This window comes from Cupriavidus plantarum, from assembly GCF_905397285.1.
GTDB classification, from domain to species: domain Bacteria; phylum Pseudomonadota; class Gammaproteobacteria; order Burkholderiales; family Burkholderiaceae; genus Cupriavidus; species Cupriavidus plantarum.
In genome coordinates, this window is record NZ_CAJPUX010000006.1 from 237,204 (window position 1) to 256,706 (window position 19,503).

14 protein-coding genes are annotated in these 19,503 nt (G+C 66.8%); 10 read left to right on the forward strand and 4 right to left on the reverse strand.

Features of this window, described 5'->3' with window-relative positions:
- Nucleotides 1-1,854, reverse strand: coding sequence for a phosphoenolpyruvate carboxykinase (GTP) (locus tag KHP16_RS23570; protein ID WP_109582485.1), 1,854 nt, complete (start codon nt 1,852-1,854; stop codon nt 1-3).
- A 419-nt stretch (nt 1,855-2,273) separates the two neighbouring features.
- On the opposite strand from KHP16_RS23570, the gene KHP16_RS23575 reads away from it, so the two are divergent.
- The 7 genes from KHP16_RS23575 to KHP16_RS23605 all read left to right on the forward strand — a co-directional run bounded on the left by KHP16_RS23575 (nt 2,274) and on the right by KHP16_RS23605 (nt 10,495).
- The gene (locus tag KHP16_RS23575; RefSeq protein ID WP_109582827.1) at nt 2,274-3,296 is read left to right on the forward strand and encodes a D-2-hydroxyacid dehydrogenase family protein; all 1,023 of its coding nucleotides are present in this window, start codon (nt 2,274-2,276) and stop codon (nt 3,294-3,296) included.
- Nucleotides 3,297-3,415: 119 nt separating this feature from the next.
- A complete protein-coding gene (locus KHP16_RS23580; protein WP_109582484.1) occupies nt 3,416-4,036 on the forward strand; it encodes an MOSC domain-containing protein in 621 nt (206 codons plus the stop codon).
- Between the two features lie 237 nt (nt 4,037-4,273).
- Nucleotides 4,274-5,506, forward strand: coding sequence for an efflux RND transporter periplasmic adaptor subunit (locus KHP16_RS23585; RefSeq protein WP_109582483.1), 1,233 nt, complete (start codon nt 4,274-4,276; stop codon nt 5,504-5,506).
- 4 nt (nt 5,507-5,510) lie between these two features.
- Nucleotides 5,511-8,759: an efflux RND transporter permease subunit gene (locus KHP16_RS23590; protein WP_211961257.1), complete on the forward strand. Its 3,249-nt coding sequence runs from the start codon at nt 5,511-5,513 to the stop codon at nt 8,757-8,759.
- 40 nt (nt 8,760-8,799) lie between these two features.
- On the forward strand, nt 8,800-9,309 hold the full coding sequence (locus tag KHP16_RS23595) for a MotA/TolQ/ExbB proton channel family protein (protein WP_167468473.1): 510 nt from the start codon (nt 8,800-8,802) through the stop codon (nt 9,307-9,309).
- Nucleotides 9,306-9,635, forward strand: coding sequence for a DUF2149 domain-containing protein (locus tag KHP16_RS23600; RefSeq protein ID WP_109582480.1), 330 nt, complete (start codon nt 9,306-9,308; stop codon nt 9,633-9,635). Before KHP16_RS23595 ends, KHP16_RS23600 begins: the two co-directional genes overlap by 4 nt.
- Nucleotides 9,632-10,495, forward strand: a complete 864-nt coding sequence (locus tag KHP16_RS23605; protein ID WP_211961258.1) for a ChaN family lipoprotein — start codon at nt 9,632-9,634, stop codon at nt 10,493-10,495. Before KHP16_RS23600 ends, KHP16_RS23605 begins: the two co-directional genes overlap by 4 nt.
- 39 nt (nt 10,496-10,534) lie before the next feature.
- On the opposite strand, the gene KHP16_RS23610 is transcribed toward KHP16_RS23605, so the two are convergent.
- Both KHP16_RS23610 and KHP16_RS23615 read right to left on the reverse strand, forming a co-directional pair.
- A complete protein-coding gene (locus tag KHP16_RS23610; protein ID WP_211961259.1) occupies nt 10,535-11,989 on the reverse strand; it encodes a sensor histidine kinase in 1,455 nt (484 codons plus the stop codon).
- A gap of 1 nt (nt 11,990) precedes the next feature.
- Nucleotides 11,991-12,665, reverse strand: coding sequence for a response regulator (locus tag KHP16_RS23615; protein ID WP_109582477.1), 675 nt, complete (start codon nt 12,663-12,665; stop codon nt 11,991-11,993).
- A gap of 95 nt (nt 12,666-12,760) precedes the next feature.
- On the opposite strand from KHP16_RS23615, the gene KHP16_RS23620 reads away from it, so the two are divergent.
- The gene (locus KHP16_RS23620; RefSeq protein ID WP_211961260.1) at nt 12,761-13,993 is read left to right on the forward strand and encodes an ABC transporter substrate-binding protein; all 1,233 of its coding nucleotides are present in this window, start codon (nt 12,761-12,763) and stop codon (nt 13,991-13,993) included.
- A 1-nt stretch (nt 13,994) separates the two neighbouring features.
- Here the strand turns inward: KHP16_RS23620 and KHP16_RS23625 are convergent, their stop codons facing one another.
- Complete coding sequence (locus tag KHP16_RS23625; protein ID WP_109582475.1) at nt 13,995-14,720, reverse strand: TetR family transcriptional regulator; 726 nt, start codon at nt 14,718-14,720, stop codon at nt 13,995-13,997.
- Nucleotides 14,721-15,103: 383 nt separating this feature from the next.
- On the opposite strand from KHP16_RS23625, the gene KHP16_RS23630 reads away from it, so the two are divergent.
- Complete coding sequence (locus tag KHP16_RS23630) at nt 15,104-16,285, forward strand: efflux RND transporter periplasmic adaptor subunit (protein ID WP_109582474.1); 1,182 nt, start codon at nt 15,104-15,106, stop codon at nt 16,283-16,285.
- 53 nt (nt 16,286-16,338) lie between these two features.
- A complete protein-coding gene (locus tag KHP16_RS23635) occupies nt 16,339-19,503 on the forward strand; it encodes an efflux RND transporter permease subunit (RefSeq protein ID WP_109582473.1) in 3,165 nt (1,054 codons plus the stop codon).

Here is a 19,503-nt window from a genome sequence, read left to right on the forward strand (position 1 = left end):
TTAACCGAGACGCTTTTCCAGCGCAGCCTTGGTGTCCACGAGTTCCTGCGGCAGATGATGCTTCAGCTGCGTGAACAGCTCCTCGTGCAGCGCGAGCTCACGCTTCCACGCATCGGCGTCGATCGACGTGACCTGATCGAACTGCGTGGTGTTGAAGTCGAGGCCGTTCCAGTTGAGGTCGTCGTAGCGCGGCGACGTGCCGAACACGTGCTCGGCGCCCTGGCCCTTGCCTTCCACGCGGTCGATCATCCACGACAGCACGCGCATGTTCTCGCCGAAGCCCGGCCATACGAAGTTGCCGTCCGCGTCCTTGCGGAACCAGTTCACGCAATAGAACTTCGGCAGCCTGGCGCCCGATGCCTCGAGCTTCTTGCCCAGCGCGAGCCAGTGACCGAAGTAGTCGGCCATGTTGTAGCCGCAGAACGGCAGCATCGCGAACGGATCGCGGCGCACCACGCCCTGCTGGCCCGCGGCGGCCGCGGTCGTCTCCGAGCCCATCGTCGCGGCCATGTACACGCCTTCGGTCCAGTTGCGCGCTTCGGTCACGAGCGGCACCGTGGTCGAGCGGCGGCCACCGAAGATGAACGCGTCGATCGCGACGCCGGCGGGGTTGTCCCAGTTCTCGTCGATGGACGGGCACTGCGAGGCCGGTGCGGTGAAGCGCGCGTTCGGATGCGCGGCCTTGGCGCCGGTCTCCTTCGCGATGGCCGGCGTCCAGTCCTTGCCCTGCCAGTCGATCAGGTGCGCGGGCGCTTCCTTGGTCATGCCTTCCCACCATACGTCGCCATCGTCGGTCAGCGCGACGTTGGTGAAGATGACGTTTTCCTTGAGGGTCGCCATCGCGTTGTAGTTGGTCTTCTCGCTCGTGCCCGGGGCCACGCCGAAGTAGCCGGCTTCCGGATTGATCGCGTACAGGCGGCCGTCCTGGCCCGGCTTGATCCAGGCGATGTCGTCACCGATCGTGGTGACCTTCCAGCCCTCGAAGCCCTTGGGCGGAATCAGCATCGCGAAGTTCGTCTTGCCGCAGGCCGACGGGAATGCCGCGGCGACGTGGTACTTCTTGCCTTCCGGCGAGGTCACGCCGAGGATCAGCATGTGCTCGGCCAGCCAGCCCTCGTCGCGGCCCATCGTCGAGGCGATCCGCAGCGCGAAGCACTTCTTGCCGAGCAGCGCGTTGCCGCCGTAGCCGGAGCCGAACGACCAGATCTCGCGCGTGGTGGGGAAGTGAACGATGTACTTGGTCGGGTTGCACGGCCACGGTACGTCCTTCTCGCCGGCGGCGAGCGGCTTGCCCACGGTATGCACGCACGGCACGAACTCGCCATCGGTGCCCAGCACGTCGTACACCGCGCGGCCCATGCGCGTCATGATGCGCATGTTCACGGCGACGTACGGGGAATCGGAAAGCTCGACGCCGATGTGGGCGATCGGCGAACCCAGCGGGCCCATCGAGAACGGCACCACGTAGAGCGTGCGGCCGCGCATGCAGCCGTCGAACAGGCCGTTCAGCGTCTGGCGCATTTCGGCCGGCGCGGTCCAGTTGTTGGTGGGGCCGGCGTCTTCCTGCTTGTCCGTGCAGATGAAGGTACGGTCTTCCACGCGCGCGACGTCGGACGGATCGGACAGGGCGAGGAACGAGTTCTTGCGCTTGGCGGGGTTCAGCCGCTGCATCGTGCCGGCGGCGACCATCTGGTCGCACAGGCGGTCGTACTCCTCCTGCGAGCCGTCGCACCAGTAGATGTTGTCGGGTTTGGTGAGCGCGGCGATTTCAGCGACCCAGGAGATCAGCTTCTGGTGCTTGACCCAGGCCGGGACATTGAGAGCCGGCGTGCCTTGCATTGTGGGGTGGTTCATTGTGGTGCTCCAAAGCGACTAAAGAATTCTGGCAAAGCCGCGCGGGTGTTTGGCATGATGCACATCGCATCGCAATCGTCACATCCCGTTACAACTCCGGGACGGCGAATCCCGCGCAAAATATCGCGGCGGCCCATGCGGCTGCGATACAGTTGCGCTTCGCCCGTCCTCGGGTTCCGCGTAGCTTTGTCCGGCGACATTACGCCGATGGGAGCAAGCTCGACCATCGGGCATTGCCGACAGGAGCGGGCAAGGATACCACTGCTGCACCCCGCTGTTTTTTGCTGCGCAGCATTGTCGAAGGGCCCGAAAGGCCCGGCAAACATGTTCTGCGCGATCTGGATGCCAACCATACTGTCCGGCGCGCCGCGGTTCTGTTGCCGGGCGCACCAAGCTTCGCTGAAGTCAAAGAGTCACCGATGAAGATTGCCGTTCTCGACGATTACCAGGACGCCGTGCGCAAGCTGCCTTGCTTCGCGCTGCTGGAAGGCCACGACGTCAAGGTGTTCAACAACACCGTCAAGGGTGTGGGCCAGCTGGCCGCCCGCCTGTCCGATGTGGAAGCGCTCGTGCTGATCCGCGAGCGGACCCGGGTCACGCGCCAGCTTCTGGAAAAGCTGCCCAAGCTCAAGATCATCAGCCAGACCGGCCGCGTGGGCGGCCCGGGCGGCCATATCGACCTCGACGCCTGTACCGACCGCGGCGTGGTCGTACTGGAAGGCACAGGGTCGCCCGTGGCGCCGGCCGAACTGACGTGGGCGCTGATCATGGCCGCGCAGCGGCGGATTCCGCAGTACGTCGCCAGCCTGAAGCATGGCGCCTGGCAGCAGTCGGGCCTCAAGTCGACGACGATGCCGCCGAATTTCGGCCTCGGCCAGGTCCTGCGCGGGCAGACGCTCGGCATCTGGGGCTACGGCAAGATCGGCAAGCTGCTGGCCGGTTACGGCCGCGCGTTCGGCATGAACGTGCTCGTATGGGGCCGCGAAGGATCGCAGCAGTCGGCACGCGACGATGGCCTCAACGTGGCCGAATCCGCCGAGCAGCTGTTTGCGGACAGCGACGTGCTGAGCCTGCATCTGCGGCTCAACGACGAGACGCGCGGCATCGTGCGGCTCGCGGATCTGCAGCGCATGAAGCCCACCGCGTTGTTCGTCAACACGAGCCGCGCCGAGCTGATCGAGGAGAACGCGCTCGTCGCGGCGCTCAATCGCGGCCGGCCTGGCATGGCGGCGGTCGATGTATTCGAGTCGGAGCCGATCCTGCAGGGCCACGCGCTGCTTCGCATGGAGAACTGCATCTGCACGCCGCACCTCGGCTACGTCGAGCGCGACAGCTACGAGCTTTACTTCCGCACGGCGTTCCAGAACATCCTGGACGTCCTCGCCGGCAAGCACGACAGCATCGCGAACCCGAAGGCGCTGACGCCCGCGCTGTCGCGCTAGGTCCCGATAGGTCCTTTACAGGGCCCGCACGGGCGCGTGGGCTGGCCCACATTCAAACGTGCACTTCGCTGGATACACTGGTCGCATCGTCGATCCGTCGATCGTCCCGGAGTGCACCGATGACCGATTCCGCCCGTGTTCTCGCGATCAGCGTGGGTACGCCGCTGCCGCTCGTGGTGGCCGGCGGCGGTACCGAGGCCATCGTCCTGTCTGCCATTCGCAAGCATCCGCTCAGCACGCAGCTGAGGCCCATCGCCGTGCAGGTGCATGCGCTGGGCCTCGCCGGCGACGAGCAGGCGGACCGCACCATCCACGGCGGTCCCGATCGCGCGCTCTATCTCTATCCGTTCGAGCACTATGCATGGTGGAACGCCCGCCGCCGCGCGGCGAAGGTGCCCGAGTCCAACCGCCCGCTCGGCTTCGGCGCGCTGGGCGAGAACCTCACCGTGCAGGGCCTGTTCGAGACCGAACTCTGGGCCGGCGACCTCCTGCGCATCGGCAACGTCGTGCTCGAGGTCGGCCTGCCGCGCAACCCGAACGTCAAGTTCAACGCAGTCATGGGGTACGGTAAAGCCGTACATGACATGGTGCAGAGCGGTTACACCGGGGTCTATCTGCGGGTGGTCAAGCCTGGCGAGCTCCAGGCCGGCGACGCCATCGTGGTGACCCCCGGGCCACGCAATGTGTCGGTGGAAAACATCAACCTCCGCCGCAGGGATGGCTGGCGCGTGCTTTTCTGATATGTTTGCCCTTTAATACAACTCTGAATACAACGCCGCGAGCGTCCCCTCCTTTCCGGCCGTCTGTAATGCGCTGTAATAAGCCGCGCTAGCCTGAATCATGCGAGGCGCGGTACTTATACAGATTCGATACGCGCCGATAACAAGGGCACGGGGCAATACGGTCGAAGTGGCTCCAAGAAGCCGCCTTCCGTCGGGGAGCAGCGTTTGACGTTCGCAGTGGAGAAGGGTCCTCACATGAAAACAGACGGGATCGACCAGCCCAAGGGGTTTGTCGATGGCAACTGGAGCGCGGCCGCCGGTACGGGGCGCGGCCGGACTTCGCCTTGGGTCGCGCTGGTTGTGATCCTCGTGGTGGCCGGTGCCGGCTGGTTCGGCTGGAAGACGTGGTACGTGCCGAAGCACGAAGTCAAGGCCCCCGCCGCGATCATGGTGTCGACGGCGGTCGTGCAGCAGGGCGACGTGCCGCTGGAGGTCAATGCCAACGGCAACGTGACCGCCCTGCAGACGGTCGAGGTGCGCCCGCAAATCTCCAGTACGGTCCAGTCCGTGCATATCAAGGAAGGCCAGACGGTGAAGCCGGGCGACCTGCTGTTCTCGCTCGACACGCGCATGGATGAAGCCAACATGGCCCGCGCCCGCGCGCAGCTGCTGCGCGATCAGGCGGACCTTGCCGATGCGCGCCGCACCCTCTCCCGCAGCCAGGAACTGCTCGAGCGCAACTTTATCTCCCGCAGCGCGGTGGACACCGCGCAGGCGAAGGTCGATGGCTTCGAGGCGACGATCCGCGCCGACCAGGCCGCGATCGAGGCCAGCCGCGTGGCCATCAGCTATGGCTCCATCCGCGCGACGATCGGTGGCCGCACCGGCGTCATCAACGTCTTTCCGGGCTCGCTGGTCACGCCGACCACGGCCACCTCGATGGTCACCGTCGCGCAGATCTCGCCGATCGCCGTCACGTTCACGCTGCCCGAGCGCCAGCTCGCCGCGCTGCGCGAGGCGCTGCGCGTCGGCCCGGTCAAGGTGACCGCATTGCCCAATGACGGCAGCAAGACCCCGGTGGTCGGCCGCATCACGTTCGTCGATAACACCGTCGATCCGCAATACGGCAGCATCCGCATCAAGGCGCAGTTCGACAACGAGGAACAGCGCCTGTGGCCGGGCACCTATGCCAACGTCAACGCGGTCGTGCAGACGCTCCAGGGCGCGCTGACGGTACCGCCGCAGGCCGTGGTGACGGGGCCCGAAGGCCGCTTCGTGTACACCGTGCAGCCGGACAGCACCGTGGCGCGCGTGCCCGTGAAGGTCATCGCCACGACGGCGGCGGCCGCGGTGATCGAGGGCGTGGAGCCCGGCGCGCGCGTGGTGACGGAAGGCACGCAGAACCTGCGCCCCGGCTCGCGCATTCGCGAAGGCAAGGCTGGCGGCGCGTCGGCGGCGTCGGCCACGGCCGGCAACGGCGGACACTGACATCATGACGCTGTCCGAGCTTTGTATCCGGCGGCCCGTGATGACGGTGCTGCTATGCCTCGCCGTCATCGTGACGGGCATCGTGCTGTACCCGACGATTCCGATCGCCGCGCTGCCCAGTTTCAACTCGCCGGTGATTCAGGTCACCGCGACGCTGCCGGGTGCGAGTCCGGAGACGATGGCCGCGTCCGTGGCGATCCAGCTGGAGAAGCAGTTCGCGACGATTCCGGGCGTGACGGTGATCAGTTCGTCGAACACGCTTGGCAATTCGAGCATCACGATCGAATTCAACAACGACCGCGATATCGATGCCGCCGCGGTCGACGTGCAGGCCGCGCTGTTCCGCGCGCAGCGCACGCTGCCGATCGAGATGACGCAGCCGCCGTCGTACCGCAAGGTGAACCCGGCCGATGCGCCGGTCATCCTGCTCGCGATCAATTCTCCGGCGATGAGCCTGGCCGAGCTGAACGCGTTTGGCGACAACCTGATCTCGCCGACGCTGGCCACGCTGCCAGGCGTCGCGCAGGTGCAGGTGCTTGGCCAGAAGCGCTTTGCGGTGCGCGTGCGCGCGAAACCCGATGCGCTGGCCGCGCGCGGGCTCACGCTCGATGAGCTGGCTACCGCGCTCAATCGCGCGAATGCCAACACGCCGGTCGGCACGCTCGACGGCGCGCGCCAGACGCTGACGATCCAGGCCAACCGGCAGCTCTCGAACGCCGATGCGTTCCGCAACATCATCGTTGCGAGCCAGCCGAGCGGGGCCATCGTCAGGTTGTCCGACGTGGCCGAGGTCGAGGACAGCGTCGAGACCATCAAGACGGGCAGCTGGCTCAACAACGAGCGCTCGATCGTGCTGACGGTGCTGCGCCAGCCCGATGCCAACACGGTGGCCGTGGTCGACTCGATCAAGGCCACGCTGCCGCGCCTCGTGCAGCAGATGCCGGGCTCGGTCAACGTGGCGGTGGTCAACGACCGCTCCGTGTCCATTCGCGAATCGATCCACGACGTGCAGTTCACGCTGGCGCTGACGGTGGCGCTCGTCGTGATGGTGATTTTCCTGTTCCTGCGCCGCGCGGCCGCGACGCTGATCCCGACGGTGTCCGTGCCCATCTCGCTGATCGGCACGGTCGCGCTGATGAAAGCGCTGGGCTACAGCCTCGACAACGTGTCGCTGCTCGCGATCACGCTGGCCGTGGGTCTGGTCGTCGACGATGCGATCGTGATGCTCGAGAACATCGTGCGGCATATCGAGGAAGGCGTGCCCCCGCTGAAGGCCGCGCTGATCGGCTCGCGCGAGATGGGCTTCACGATTCTCTCGATCTCGATCTCGCTGGTGGCGGTGTTCATTCCGATCTTCTTCATGCCGGGCGTGATCGGCCTGCTGTTCCACGAGTTCGCGGCGGTGGTGTCGCTGTCCATTCTCGTGTCCGCGCTGGTCTCGCTCACGCTCATCCCGATGCTGTGCGCGCGCTTCTTGTCGGCGGAGAACGTGCCCATCGACGAATCGCAGCATGCGTATGGAGACCACAAGGGCGACCACAAGGGTGACCATGTCATGGCGGTGGCCGCCGCGCATCCGTCGCATCACGCGCATCAGTCGCATCACGCGCCGAAGAAGCCGTCGATCGGCCTGCGCTCCACGCAGTGGTTCGAGGACCTGTTCAACTGGACGCTCCGCAAGTACGCCAACGGGCTCGACTGGTGCCTCGCGCATCGCGGCTTCGTGCTGGCGATCGCGGGCCTGACGTTCGTGCTGACCGCGGTGATGTTCGCGACGATTCCCAAGGGCTTCTTCCCCGAGGAGGACATCGGGCAGATCCAGGTGAACGCGGAAGGCCCGCAGGACATTTCGTTCGAGGCAATGTCGGTGCGCCTGCGCGATGCGGCGGAACGCATCCGCGCGAATCCCGCGGTGAAATCCGTGGTGGCATCCATCGGCGGCGGCAACTCCCCCGCGATCAACACGGGCCGCATGTTCGTCGAACTGAAGCCGCTCGGCGAACGTCCCAAGATGCCGCAGGTGGTGGAGTCGCTGCGCAAGGACGTGTCGGTGGTGCCCGGCCTCGCCGTGTATTTCTCGCCGGTGCAGAACCTGCGGCTCGGCGGGCGTCAGAGCAAGAGCCGCTACCAGTACACGCTGCAAAGCGTGAAGGCCGGCGAACTCCAGTCGTATTCCGATCGCCTGATGGCGAAGATGCGTGCCGAACCCATTTTCCGCGACGTGACGAGCGACTCGCAGCAGTCGGGCCTCGAAGCGCAGCTGACGATCGACCGCGACAAGGCCAATGCGCTCGGCGTGCAGATCCAGGACGTGCGCACGGCGCTGTACACGGCGTTCGGCGAGCGGCAGGTCTCGACGATCTATACGCCGATCGACAACTACTACGTGATTCTGCAGGCGGCCGAAGTCGATCGCACCGACGAGACCGCGTTCTCCAAGCTGTACGTGCGCAGCAAGACGGGGCAGATGGTGCCGATCTCGGCGTTCGCGACCACCGAACGGCGCGTCGGGCCGATCGCGGTCAACCATCAGGGACAGCTGCCCTCCGTCACGGTGTCGTTCAACCTCGCGCCGGGTGCCGCGCTGGGCGACGCGTCCAGCAAGATCGAACGCTATCGCAAGGAGATCGAGATGCCTAACTCGATCTTCCCGAGCTGGGGCGGCGACGCCGCGGTGTTCCAGTCGTCGCAGGCGACGCAGATCGTGCTGCTCGTCGCCGCCATCGCGGTCATCTATACGCTGCTGGGCGTGCTGTACGAGAGCTACATCCATCCGCTGACGATTCTTGCGGGGTTGCCTTCCGCGGCGATCGGCGCGCTGCTCACGCTGTTCATTTTCAACGTGGAGCTGTCGTTGATCGCGACCATCGGCGTGCTGATGCTGATCGGCATCGTCAAGAAGAACGCCATCATGATGATCGACTTCGCGCTCGCGGCGCAGCGCGAGCAGGGCATGGCGCCGGCCAGGGCCATCCGTCAGGCTTGCCTGCTGCGCTTCCGTCCGATCATGATGACCACGTTCGCGGCGGTGATGGGCGCCCTCCCTCTGGCGCTGGGCCTCGGCGCGGGCGCCGAACTGCGGCAGCCGCTCGGTCTGGCCGTGGTGGGCGGCCTGCTGTTCTCGCAGGTCATCACGCTGTTCATCACGCCCGTCATCTACCTCGCGCTCGACCGCTTCTCGGGTAGCGGCCCGTTGCAGATCGATGCCGAGGGCAACCTGATCGCGGAAGCGGAGGCGGTCGCGCAGCGGTAGGTACGCGGTGCCGGGTTTTTTGGCCTTAGAATCTCACGCCATGACACCCAGTACGCTCGAAACCCTCATGTACGAGGTCGGACAGTTGTTCCTGTATCCGACCCTCGCGCTGATCGGCATCCTGTTCGTCCACGCCTTCTGGGCGCTGGGCGACTTTGCGATGCAAGCCTGGCTGCGCGCGCGGCATCCGATCGACAGCGGGCGCGGCTATGCGCTCGTGGCGTGGGCGCGGCGGCATGGCGAGGACGATGCGGATGCGCTCGACGTCGCCGCGCACCGTCTGCTGGAACGCGCGCGCATCGCCACGCGCGTGGCGCCGATGCTGGGCCTCGTGGCGACGATGATTCCGATGGGCCCCGCGCTCAAGAGCCTTTCCGGCGGCGATCTCGCCAACGTTGGCGAGAACCTGACCATCGCATTCTCGGCGGTGATCCTCGCGCTGATCGCTGCCAGCATTACCTTCTGGGTGGTCAATGTGCGTCGCCGCTGGCTGGCGGAAGAACTCGTATGGCTCGGGCGCGCCAGGGCGGAGCGGAGCGCCGGTGCATGAAATTCCTCGACGAGAGCGAAGCCGACGATCCGATCCTGTCCGTGGTGAACCTGATCGACGTGTTCCTCGTCGTGATCGCGGCGCTGCTCATCGCCATTGCGCGCAATCCGATGAACCCGTTTACGCATGACGATGTCACGGTCATCACCCGTCCCGGCAAGCCAGACATGGAGATCGTGTCGCGGCAGGGGCAGAAGGTGGTGCGGTATCACGGCACGGGGCAGCCCGGCAGTGGCGATGGCGTGAAGGCGGGGGTGGCCTATCGCATGAAGGATGGATCGATCGTGTATGTCCCTGAGACCGGAGCGGAGACCGACAAACCATGAGCATCGATTCGATCGGCCGCGCCTGGGGCGCGACCGTGGCGCTGGCCGTGCTGGCTTGCGTGGTGGGGCTGAGCGGTTGTGCCATGCAGGGTCCGACGCCCGAGGACGTGAGCAAGACCTTCGTGGGCAAGTCGTACGTGCTGCTCGGCGAAGTGCATGACAACCCCGAGGGGCAGCGCCAACGGCTCGAAGCATTGACGCGCGCTGTGCAGGCGGGGTGGCGGCCGGCGATCGCGATGGAACAGTTCGATCGCGAGCGTCAGGGCGATATCGACCGCGCGCGACGCGAGCGGCCGGACGATCCCGATTACCTGATCGCGCAGGCCGCGGGCGATCGCAGCGGGTGGCAATGGCCGTTGTACCGGCCGGTGGTGGCGCTGGCGTTGCAGTACGACCTGCCGTTGCTGGCGGCCAACCTGTCGCGCGCGGATGCCAGCCGGATCGTGCGGGGCGGACTGGCAGGCGTGTTCAATGCGGGCCAGCAGAAGGCGCTTGGCCTCGACAAGCCGCTGCCGCCGGATCTGGTATCCGCGCAATCGACGGAACTCGATGCGGGGCACTGCGGGCTGTTTCCGCGCCAGATGCTGCCGGGGATGCTGAGCGCACAGGCGGCGCGCGACGCCATGATGGCCGCGACGATGCAGCCCTACGCGGCGCGCGGCGCGGTGCTCATCGCGGGCAACGGCCACGTCCGCCGCGACCTCGGCGTGCCGCGCTGGATCCCCGGTGACAAGGCGGCCGTGCTGAGCATCGGCTACCTCGAGGAGAGCAATACGGTGGCGAAGGGCTACGACGCGGTGATCCGCGTGCCGACGGTCGCGCGCAAGGACCCTTGCGACGACGTCGTCGTGCGGAAGTAGCGCAACCCCGAGGGCGCGTTAAGCCAGCTGGAGGGCGTGTCAAGCCAGCTTCAGCGCCAGCACCGCCCTCACCCCCCGCCCCTGCGTCGCATCCGTGAGCGTGACGCCGCCGCCGAAGCGCGCCGCCATTTCGCGCGAGATGGCGAGGCCCAGGCCGGAGCCCGGTTCCGTATGCCCGACGCGGCGGTAGAAGCGCGCGAAAACCTTCTCGCGTTCCTCCACAGGAATCCCCGGCCCATCGTCCTCGACGATCAGCAGCGCCTCATCGCCCGCGAGCCGCGCGGATAGCGTGATGCGGCTGCCGCGCGGCGAATACTGGATGGCGTTGTGCACGAGATTCGCCAGCGCCTCCCGCAGCAGCGCCCCATCCGCGCGCACCGGTAACGACAACCCCGCCGGCCGTTCCCACCCGAAGTCCTGCTGCTTGCCGCGCGCCAGCGGCAGGTAATCGAGCGCTACCTGTTCCGCGATGGCGACCGCATCGATGACGTCGACCGCTTCCACCGGCACCGCCCCATCGCGCCGCACGCGCGCGAGCGCCAGCAGCTGATTCGTCAGCCGCGCCGCTTGCCCAAGCTGGGCTTCGATCGCCCCCACCGCCTCGCGCGCCGCCTGCGGGTCGCCATGCAACGATAGCTGACGCTGCGCGAACTCCGCCTGCGTTTTCAGGATCGCGAGCGGCGTGCGCAACTGGTGCGCCGCATCGGCAATGAACTGGGCCTGCGCCTGCGCCATCGCTTCGGATCGCGCCACATGCGTGTTCACGGCATCGACGAGCGGACGCACTTCCACCGGAACATGATCGAACGCCAGCGGCGTGAGGTCGTCCGGCGACCGCGCGCGCACGTCGTCGCGGACCCGCGCCAGCGGCCGCAGCACATACGTGATGCCGCCGACGAGGATCAGCGCCGACAGCACGATCAGCACCGTATCGCGCGCCAGCGCGCTGCGCCACACGCGCGCGATCAATGCCGTACGCGGCTCGGCGGTTTCCGCCACCTGGACGATCACGCGCAGATGGGCATCGGGCCGGTACACGGGCCGCGCCATCGCCGCAATGCGCACGGGTTCTTCGCGATACGTCGCATCGTAGAAGCGCGTCTCGTTGTTCACCAGCGTGCCCCTGGGCAGCGGCAGGTCGTCGTAGCCTGTAATGGTCTCGACCACCCCCGCGCGCTCGATCGACACGCGATAGAACACGTGCGTCTGCGAAGCGGTTTCGAACATCTCCATCGCGGCGTCGGGCAGCGACAGCTGCACGCTCTCGCCCGCCATGCCAATCGCATTGTCGATCGTCCGCACCGAGCCGTAGAGCGAGCGGTCATACGCGGTGTTCGCCGCATCGCGCAGGGTGTCGTACGTGAACCAGGAATCGATCGCGGTGATCGCGATGAGCGCGGGTACCAGCAGCAACAGCAGCTGGCGACGCAGGCTGCCACGCAGCCAGAGCCGCAACGGCAGCCGTGCGGGCGCGCGCAGATGGCGTCGCCACATGTCAGGTCTCGGTCTCGGGTTCCAGCAGATAGCCGAAGCCGCGCAGCGTGACGATGGTCACGCCATGACCGGCCAGCTTCTTGCGCAGGCGATAGACGAGCACCTCGATCGCATCGGGGCTCACGTCGGCGTCAAGCGAGAACACCTTGTCGAGCAGTTGCGCCTTCGTCAGCGGCTGGCCGCTGCGCGCCAGCAGGGCGCCAAGCAGCGTCGATTCCCGGGGCGTCAGCGCGAGCGGCGCGCCGCCGAGCGTGAAGCTCCGGGTCTCGCCATCGAAGACCAGCGCGCCGCATTGCAGGCGCGGATGCGCGCGTCCGCGGCTGCGGCGGATCAACGCGAGGATGCGTGCCTCGAGCTCGGCAATGGCAAACGGTTTCGGCAGATAGTCATCGGCACCGAGGTTCAGGCCGCGCACGCGCTCGTCGAGCGTGTCCTGCGCGGTGAGGATCAGCACGGGCGTGCGGTCGTCGCGGCCGCGCATGGCCTTCAGCACGGACAGCCCGTCCTTGCCGGGCAGCCGCAGATCCAGCACCACGGCATCGTACTCTTCGGCCATCAGCCGGGCCTCGGCCTGGAGGCCGTCCGCCACATGCTCGATGACGAAGCCGCCCTGTTCGAGCGCGCGCGCGACCCAGCGGGCCAGTTCCACTTCGTCTTCCACCAGCAGGATGCGCATGCGGGACCTCCTCCACCCCGATCGTCCCGGCAGCGGGACGCGTCCGGGGGCGCCTATAATAACGCCGCCCCGCTCCGGGTGTCGCCCCCGCCGCCATGCCGCCCAAGCCGCTCCCCGAATCTCGTCGATTGCATTCCGCTCCCCCGGCATCGCTTCCCGCGAGGCGCCGCCTGCTCAAGGCGGGCGCGGGCGCGGCCGTAGCGGCGCTGGCCGCGGTACCCGGCACGTCGACCGTCGCGCGCGCGCAGACCGCCACGCCACATGTGGCCTCCCCCTCCGTGCCGGCGGGCTATCCGGCTGAGTACGAAGGCATCGTCTCGCGGGCGCTGCACGAAGGCGCCGTGACCGTGTACGCGTCCACGGACAGCGATATCGTGCGGCCGCTGATCGACGGCTTCGAAGCGCGCTTTCCCGGTATCCGCGTCGACTACCGCGACCTCAACACGGTCGAGCTCAACGACCGCTTTCTTGCGGAAACCGCCAGGCTCGGCAGTGGCAAGCCGCCGCGCGATGCCGATTACGCGGACGTGCTCTGGAGCACGGCGATGGATCTCCAGATCAAGCTCGTCAACGATGGCTATGCACAACGCTACGAATCGCCGGAGCGTGGCGCGCTGCCCAACTGGGCCGTATGGCGCGACGAAGCCTGGGGGACGACCTTCGAGCCGGCGGTGATCGTCTACAACCGCCGCCACTTCACCGACACGCGCATGCCGGGTAGCCGCAGTGGCCTCGCACAGCTGATGCAGGAGCATGCGCCGCTGTGGCGCGGGCGCGTGGTGACGTACGACATCCAGCGCTCGGGCATCGGCTACCTGTTCGCGCAGCAGGACGCGCGCATGGGCAACGAGTTCTGGTATCTCGCGCAGGCGCTTGGGCGCGCCGATGCCAAGCTGTCGGTGTCGTCGGTGGACATGATCGAGCGCATCGCGCGCGGCGAGTTCGTGCTCGGGTACAACGTGCTGGGGTCGTATGCGCTGTCGCTGATGGAGCGCGGCGCGGAGATCGGCGTGATCGCGCCGCGCGACTACACGCTGGTGATGTCGCGCGTGGCTTTTATCGCGCGCAAGGCGCCGCGGCCGAATGCGGCGCGGCTATGGCTGGACTTCCTGATCTCGCGCGAAGGCCAGGCACTGCTCGCGCGGTCCACGTCGCAGCTCTACACGATTCGCAGCGACATCACGAGCGGCCAGACGCCGGGCGCGCTCGCCGAGCGGCTCGGCTATACGCTCAAGCCGATCAGCGTCGGCCCTGGCCTGCTTGCCGCGCAGGATGCGCTGCGCAAGCGTGCTTTTCTCGCCAGATGGTCCGAAGCGCTGCGCGGTTGAACTATTCGGCCAGCGATTGCTGCCGGGCCTGTGCCTCGCAGAAGGTCGCCACCTCGGCGTCGAGTTCGGCCTCGGCCAGCGGACGGGCCACATAGCCGTGGCGCAACGCGGGCGAGAAGCGCAGCGTGTCGATGAACACGTCGGCCATGCGCTCCGCCTGACCGGCCAGATCGAAATCAGTGGGACAGAACAGCCAGTGCGCGAGCACGCCGCCGATGGCCGCGTGGAAAGCGTTCACGGCGAAGTCCAGGTCGAGGTCGGCGGGCAACTGCCCGCGTTCCGCCGCGAGCCGCAGATGTTCGCGGATCTTGGCGACGCCTTCCTTGTGGGACTGCCGCTGGCGCTCGAAGATCGCGCCATTGTCCTGCACCATCTCGCACTTGTGGAACAGGATCTCGAAGATCCGCCGCCATTGCGGATTCACCACCGTCTGGCGGAACACGAACGCGCAGATGTCCCGGATGCCGCCGAGCGGGTCCTCGTGCCGCGCGATCCGCTCGGGATCGCATAGCGCTTCCACCGGCAGGTTCACGCGGTCGACCATCGCCGCGAACACGTCGCTCTTGTTCTTGAAGTGCCAGTAGATGGCGCCGCGCGTGACACCCGCCGCCTCGGCGATGTCGGCGAGCGAGGGACGTGCCACGCCGCGCGTGTGAAACACCGTTTCCGCCGCGTCGAGTATCCGGTTGCGCGTTTCAAGCGCTTCTTCCTTGGTGCGTCTGACCATGACCTTTCCTATCGCGGTGTGGCCGCGATTAACGGGCGGCATCGTACCGCGCCGGCCGCAACTTTGCTCGGGAACCGACTGTCGCCTTCGCTGGGTGCGAGCACTAATACAGGGCATAAGTGCGCAAGAAAGCAACAAGCCGTGTTAAAACTTTTAACATACATGCTTGAATGTATATATACTACGCGCTTGTTCGCCGTCCGGCCACTCGCATTACTGCGCTGCTTCCACCGTAGAAGCGGCCACTTCCCTGCCCCGGACGGCTACCCGCCCGAAGTATTGACCCGCATGGCCACCCGTTCCCGCAGCGTCTGCCCGGGCGCGCGCGTGACGCGGGCGACTGCAGTCCATATTCAGAATCAACGCCAAGATTGGGGTGATCGATGAGCAAGACCCGACGTAATTCATATTTCACCGCCGCTGCCGCGGCGTCCGCGGTGCTGTGGCTGGCCGCGTGCGGCGAAAAGGCGCCGCAGGAAGGTGCCGCCATGCCGCCCGCCGAAGTCGGCGTGGTCACGGTGACTCCGCGTCCCGTCGCCGTGATCAACGAACTGCCGGGCCGCCTCGAGGGCGTCCGTACCGCCGAGGTCCGCGCCCGCGTGGAAGGCATCGTGCTGTCGCGCAACTACACCGAAGGCGGCGAGGTCAAGGCCGGCCAGGTGTTGTTCCGTATCGATCCCGCGCCCTATCAGGCCCAGCTCGCATCGGCAAAGGCATCGCTCGAGCGCGCTGAGGCCAATGCAGTCTCCGCGCGCCAGAAGGCGGAGCGCTACAAGCCGCTCGTGGCCGCGAACGCCGTCAGCAAGCAGGAGTACGACGAGGCCGTGGCGGCGGCTGGCCAGGCCAATGCCGATATCGCGTCGGCCAAGGCGGCCGTGACGACCGCGCAGATCAACCTCGGCTACACCACGGTCACGGCTCCGATCTCGGGGCGCGTGGGCCGCGCGCTGGTGACCGAAGGCGCGCTGGTTGGCAAGGGCGAGGCCACGAAGCTGACGCTGGTCGAGCAGGTCGATCCGATCTGGGTCACGTTCACGCAGCCGGCGGCCGACGTCGCGCGCCTGCGCCGCCAGATCGAGTCGGGCGAGGTCAAGTCCGTCAACGGCGGCGCGCGCGTGCATCTGTTCGTCGAAGGCAGCGATCGCGAGTACGCGCAGACGGGCAAGCTGCTGTTCTCGGACATGACCGTCGATCCGACCACGGGCGCGATCACGCTGCGCGCGGAATTCCCGAACGCGAAGCGCGAGCTGCTGTCGGGGACGTTCGTACGCGTGAAGGTCGAACAGGGCGTGGACGAGAACGCGCTCACCGTGCCGCAGCGCGCGCTCATCCGCACCGCGCAGGGCGCGAGCGTGATGGTCGTCGGCAAGGACGGCAAGGTGGCCAGCGTGCCGGTGACGGCGACGCAGGCGGTTGGCGACAGCTGGGTGGTGTCGGAAGGCCTCAAGGGCGGCGAGCAGGTGATCGTGGAAGGCCTGCAGAAGGTGCGCGCGGGCGCGCCGGCCAAGGCCGTGCCGTTCCAGCAGCCCAAGACCGCCGACGCCGCCGCGGCCAAGCAGGGCTGATCGCAGTCCGTCAAGACGCCTCTATCGGGACCCAATAAGAAGGGAGCCAGTTCATGGCCAAGTTTTTCATCGACCGGCCGGTGTTCGCGTGGGTGCTCGCGCTGATCATCGGACTGGGCGGGTTACTGTCGATCCTGCAGTTGCCGATCGCGCAGTACCCCAACATCGCGCCGCCGATCATCACGGTCTCGGCGACCTACCCCGGCGCTTCCGCCAAGACGCTCGAAGACTCGGTCACCACCGTGATCGAGCAGGAGCTCAACGGCGCGCCGAACCTGCTGTACTACGAATCGCAAAGCGAGTCCACCGGACTGGCGACGATCAACATCGCGTTCGCGCCGGGCTCCAACGCCGACCTGAACTCGGTGGAAGTGCAGAACCGCCTCAAGCGCGTGGAAGCGCGCCTGCCGGCGGAGGTGCGCCAGCAGGGCGTGCGCATCGACAAGGCCGGGAACAACTACATGATGTTCATCACGGTCCAGTCGAAGTCGGGTAACACCGATGCGATTGCCCTTGGCAACTTCGTCTCGGCGCAGGTGGTGGATTCGATCCGTCGTGTGCCCGGCGTGGGCGCGGCCGACCTCTTCGGCACCGAGTTCGCCATGCGTGTGTGGCTCGATCCGGCCAAGCTGACGGGCTACAACCTCACGCCGCTCGATGTGACGGCCGCCGTGTCCGAGCAGAACATCCAGGTCGCCGTCGGCGAACTGGGCGGCACGCCGTCGCCCAAGGGCACGGAGCTCAACGCGACCGTCAACACCGAAAGCCGCCTGACCACGCCCGAGCAGTTCGCCAACATCCTGCTGCGCGTGAATCCGGACGGTTCGTCGGTGCGCATCAAGGACGTGGGCCGCGTGGAACTCGGCGGTGCCGACTACTCGACGCTCGCGCGTACCAACGGCAAGCCCGCGTCGGCCATCGCCATCAAGCTCGCGCCGGCCGCCAACGCGCTGGCCACGGCCAATGCCGTGCGCGCGCGCATGGACGAGCTGTCGAAGTACTTCCCGCCCGACTACGAATACAGCGTGCCGTACGACACCTCGGCGTTCGTGAAGATCTCGATCGAAGAGGTCATCAAGACGCTGCTGGAAGCGGTGCTGCTCGTGTTCCTCGTGATGTACCTGTTCCTGCAGAACATCCGCGCGACGATCATCCCGACGCTCGTGGTGCCGATCGCGCTGCTGGGCACGTTCGGGGCGATGCTGGCGTTCGGCTTCTCGATCAACGTGCTGACGATGTTCGGCATGGTGCTCGCGATCGGTATCCTCGTGGACGATGCGATCGTGGTCGTGGAAAACGTCGAGCGCATCATGAGCGAGGAAGGCTTGTCGCCGCGTGAAGCGACCCGCAAGGCGATGGGGCAGATCACGGGCGCCATCGTCGGTATCTCGCTGGTGCTCGTCGCGGTGTTCATCCCGATGGCGTTCTTCTCGGGCTCGGTCGGCAACATCTACCGCCAGTTCTCGCTGTCGCTGATCGCCTCGATGGCGTTCTCGACCCTGCTCGCGCTGACGCTCACGCCGGCGCTGTGCGCCACGCTGCTGAAGCCCGTCGAAGCCGGCCATCATCACGAGAAGAAGGGCTTCTTCGGCTGGTTCAACCGCACATTCGCGCGCGCGTCCACCGGCTATCAGGGTGTGGTGGCGCGCGTCATCCGCCGCTCCGGCCGCTACCTGATCCTGTACGCGCTGATCATCGCGGGTGTGGTGCTGCTGTTCCAGCGCCTGCCGTCGTCGTTCCTCCCCGACGAGGACCAGGGCTACATGATCACGGTCGTGCAGCTGCCGCAGGGCGCCACGCAGGAACGTACGATCGGCGTGCTCAAGCAGATCGAGGACTACTACCTGCAGAAGGAGTCGAAGGTCGTCGACCAGATGATCACGGTGGCGGGATTCTCGTTCTTCGGCCGCGGCCAGAACGGCGGTATCGCGTTCGTGCGCCTCAAGGACTGGAAGGAACGTTCCGGTGCCGACGAGACCGCGCAGGCGCTGACGGGCCGCGCGTTTGGCGCGCTGTCGTTCATCAAGGACGCGATCATCTTCCCGCTGAATCCGCCCGCGATCTCGGAACTCGGCAATTCGTCTGGCTTCGACTTCCGCCTGCAGGACCGCACCGGGCAGGGGCACGAGAAGTTGATGGAAGCGCGTAACCAGATGCTGGGCATGGCCGCGCAGTCGCCGGTGCTGGCCGGCGTGCGTCCGGAAGGCCAGGAAGATGCGCCGCAGCTGCGTATCGACATCGACCGCGAGAAGGCGCGCGCATTGGGCGTGTCCGTCGCCGACATCAATGCCACGCTGTCCATCGCGTTCGGGTCGTCGTACGTGAACGACTTCATCTACGAAGGCCGCGTGCGCCGGGTGATCGTGCAGGCCGAGGGCGACGACCGCAAGCTGCCCGATGACCTGAGCAAGCTGCGCGTGCGCAACGCCAACGGCGACATGGTGGCATTTGCCGCGTTCTCCACGTCGAAATGGATCATGGGTTCGCCGCGCCTGGAGCGCTACAACGGCATGCCGGCGGTCAAGCTGGCCGGGCAGGCCGCGCCGGGCCAGAGTACCGGCGAGGCGATGCGCGTGATGGAGGAGAACTTCGCCAAGCTGCCGCCGGGCTTCGGCTTCGAATGGTCGGGCCAGTCGTACGAAGAACGCCTGGCGGGCGCGCAGGAACCGATCCTGTACACGCTGTCGCTGATCATCGTCTTCCTGTGCCTGGCCGCGCTGTACGAGAGCTGGTCGATCCCGGTCGCCGTGCTGCTCGTGGTGCCGCTCGGCGTGCTTGGCGCGCTGGTCGGCGTGACGTTGCGCGGCATGCCGAACGACGTGTACTTCAAGGTGGGCCTGATCGCGACGATCGGCCTGTCCGCGAAGAACGCCATCCTGATCGTCGAGTTCGCGAAGGACCTGCAGGCGCAGGGCCGCAGCCTGATCGACGCGACGCTCGAGGCGGTGCATCTGCGGTTCCGCCCGATCCTGATGACGTCGATGGCGTTCATCCTCGGCGTGCTGCCGCTGGCCATCGCCACCGGCGCGGGCTCGGGCAGCCAGCGCGCGATCGGCACGGGCGTGATGGGCGGTATGATCGCGGCGACGCTGCTTGCGATCTTCCTGGTCCCCGTGTTCTTCGTGGTAGTGCGCAAGCGTTTCCCGGGCAGCAAACGTCAGCACGAGCGCGAAGCGATGCGCGAGAACGTGCGGCTGGACCCGAAAGAGGATATCTGA

What these genes read in the sequence shown, in the direction of transcription:
- KHP16_RS23630 (WP_109582474.1), top strand. Translation starts at nt 15,104, where the DNA reads ATGAGCAAGACCCGACGTAATTCATATTTCACCGCCGCTGCCGCGGCG.
- KHP16_RS23590 (WP_211961257.1), top strand. Translation starts at nt 5,511, where the DNA reads ATGACGCTGTCCGAGCTTTGTATCCGGCGGCCCGTGATGACGGTGCTG.
- KHP16_RS23620 (WP_211961260.1), top strand. Translation starts at nt 12,761, where the DNA reads ATGCCGCCCAAGCCGCTCCCCGAATCTCGTCGATTGCATTCCGCTCCC.
- KHP16_RS23570 (WP_109582485.1), bottom strand. Translation starts at nt 1,854, where the DNA reads ATGAACCACCCCACAATGCAAGGCACGCCGGCTCTCAATGTCCCGGCC.
- KHP16_RS23635 (WP_109582473.1), top strand. Translation starts at nt 16,339, where the DNA reads ATGGCCAAGTTTTTCATCGACCGGCCGGTGTTCGCGTGGGTGCTCGCG.
- KHP16_RS23575 (WP_109582827.1), top strand. Translation starts at nt 2,274, where the DNA reads ATGAAGATTGCCGTTCTCGACGATTACCAGGACGCCGTGCGCAAGCTG.
- KHP16_RS23585 (WP_109582483.1), top strand. Translation starts at nt 4,274, where the DNA reads ATGAAAACAGACGGGATCGACCAGCCCAAGGGGTTTGTCGATGGCAAC.
- KHP16_RS23595 (WP_167468473.1), top strand. Translation starts at nt 8,800, where the DNA reads ATGACACCCAGTACGCTCGAAACCCTCATGTACGAGGTCGGACAGTTG.
- KHP16_RS23605 (WP_211961258.1), top strand. Translation starts at nt 9,632, where the DNA reads ATGAGCATCGATTCGATCGGCCGCGCCTGGGGCGCGACCGTGGCGCTG.
- KHP16_RS23610 (WP_211961259.1), bottom strand. Translation starts at nt 11,989, where the DNA reads ATGTGGCGACGCCATCTGCGCGCGCCCGCACGGCTGCCGTTGCGGCTC.
- KHP16_RS23580 (WP_109582484.1), top strand. Translation starts at nt 3,416, where the DNA reads ATGACCGATTCCGCCCGTGTTCTCGCGATCAGCGTGGGTACGCCGCTG.
- KHP16_RS23615 (WP_109582477.1), bottom strand. Translation starts at nt 12,665, where the DNA reads ATGCGCATCCTGCTGGTGGAAGACGAAGTGGAACTGGCCCGCTGGGTC.
- KHP16_RS23625 (WP_109582475.1), bottom strand. Translation starts at nt 14,720, where the DNA reads ATGGTCAGACGCACCAAGGAAGAAGCGCTTGAAACGCGCAACCGGATA.
- KHP16_RS23600 (WP_109582480.1), top strand. Translation starts at nt 9,306, where the DNA reads ATGAAATTCCTCGACGAGAGCGAAGCCGACGATCCGATCCTGTCCGTG.